Annotated in this window: 2 protein-coding genes and 1 pseudogene; all 3 read left to right on the top strand. The window is 32.8% G+C overall.

Features of this window, described 5'->3' with window-relative positions:
* A pseudogene (locus QZL64_RS13030) lies at positions 1–194 on the top strand (MFS transporter); the annotation flags it as partial.
* A 261-nt stretch (positions 195–455) separates the two neighbouring features.
* The gene (locus tag QZL64_RS13035) at positions 456–665 is read left to right on the top strand and encodes a hypothetical protein (protein ID WP_021842383.1); all 210 of its coding nucleotides are present in this window, start codon (positions 456–458) and stop codon (positions 663–665) included.
* 254 nt (positions 666–919) lie between these two features.
* Positions 920–1309, top strand: a complete 390-nt coding sequence (locus QZL64_RS13040; protein WP_021842384.1) for a hypothetical protein — start codon at positions 920–922, stop codon at positions 1307–1309.
* The last annotated feature ends 265 nt before the right edge of the window (positions 1310–1574 follow it).

The raw sequence follows: 1574 nt of genomic DNA on the forward strand, positions 1-1574 counted from the left end.
AACGAGCCGGTGCGGCTAATGCAACGTACTTTTTATCGCTGGACATTGGCGTAGGTTTAGGCTCAGCCCTTTTAAGTTTAGTCATCGGCTGGGTCGGCTTTGAATTGATGTATCAGCTTAATGCAGCCATCGCCATTGTGGGGCTCCTAATTTATCACTTCTATGTGAAACGTTTTTATCAACGTTTGGCGTAAAAATATAATAGTCATAATCAATAAACCGCAACATTAGATAATAGTTATATTACTGATTGTTGCGGTTTTTTTATGTAATGAGTTGTAACTTAGTTCTTTGACGGAAGAATACATACAAAAAATATTGAAGTATGAATAGATTGTTGTAAGCTGATATTCATAAGCAAAAATAAAAAAATAATTTTTATATTGAAAAAAATAGAAGAAGTTGTTATTATGATGGTAGCGAGTATGTGTTATTAAGAAATGGGGGTATTTCTTATGTCAGACATAAAAAAAGTAGAAGATCGCTTATTAGAAAAAGAAACAGAACGCCTTAATACCATCAAAGATTCTTTGAATTTGGGTGAAAAACACCCTGAAGAAGAAAAGGTTGAAGTTGATACCGGTAATAAGGTATATGACAAACTTTTGGAAAAAGAAATTAAACGTATGAATGTACAGGAAGAAGAATTAGGTTTAAAGAAATAATATTGGCAAATAATTGCTGAATATTAAGAAACATAACAATTAGCAGGATTAAGAGGCTGTAACTATATAAAGCATTAAGCTATATATCAGTTATGGCTTCTTTTTTTATAACTACACATTATGTTTAATCACTTTTTGAGATAAAATTTATAAAATTAGTTGATAAAGTTTATTTTTTATAATATTATATTTAGTAGAGAATCATTTTCTATTTTTTGTTAGTGTATAGTATTTTGAAAAAAGAGGTGGAGCGTATGAAACTTTGGAAAAGTGCAGTTCTTGCGTTAGGTGTGTTTGGTGCTTTAACTTTTGGTGGTACATTTGAAGTAAATGCAGCTGATTGGTACTACTTGGGTGAAAATACTGATGGGGAGCAATACTCGGTCGATAATAGCTCGGTTGTAAAAGATGATCGGGTAGCTACCATGTGGATTCGTGTAAATGAAACCAATGGCGAACATTATTTAGAGTTGGTTCGTATAAATCGTGTTAACTACACTATGCAAACCTTAGATGTAAAACCTTTCCATGCTGATGGCACACCATATGCAGCGGATGAGTTTTATTTTGATAATACAGTAGATACAATTCCTGAAGGCAGTATGGGTGAAGAGTTGTTCTACCTCGTGTGGGGGAAGAAATAGTTTCTTACTCACAGCAATGTACAGAATGCAATAAAGTAAACAATTAAGAATACATAGCCGATTGCCTGTGAGGTGTCGGCTATTATATTCTTGTTTTAAAATTTTCTGAAAAAAATTAAATTAGGGGTTGACGTTCCCCTTATTAATTTGGTAAGATAGTCAAGTCGTCAGTTGAAGACGACAAACAACACTGAGTGTTGTGAGTAGCCTGAATGTTTAAATCTCGTAAATAACTTGTAAAAAAGTTGTTGACAGAATAAAACAA

The organism is Veillonella sp. CAG:933, assembly GCF_000431435.1.
GTDB lineage: Bacteria > Bacillota > Negativicutes > Veillonellales > Veillonellaceae > Veillonella_A.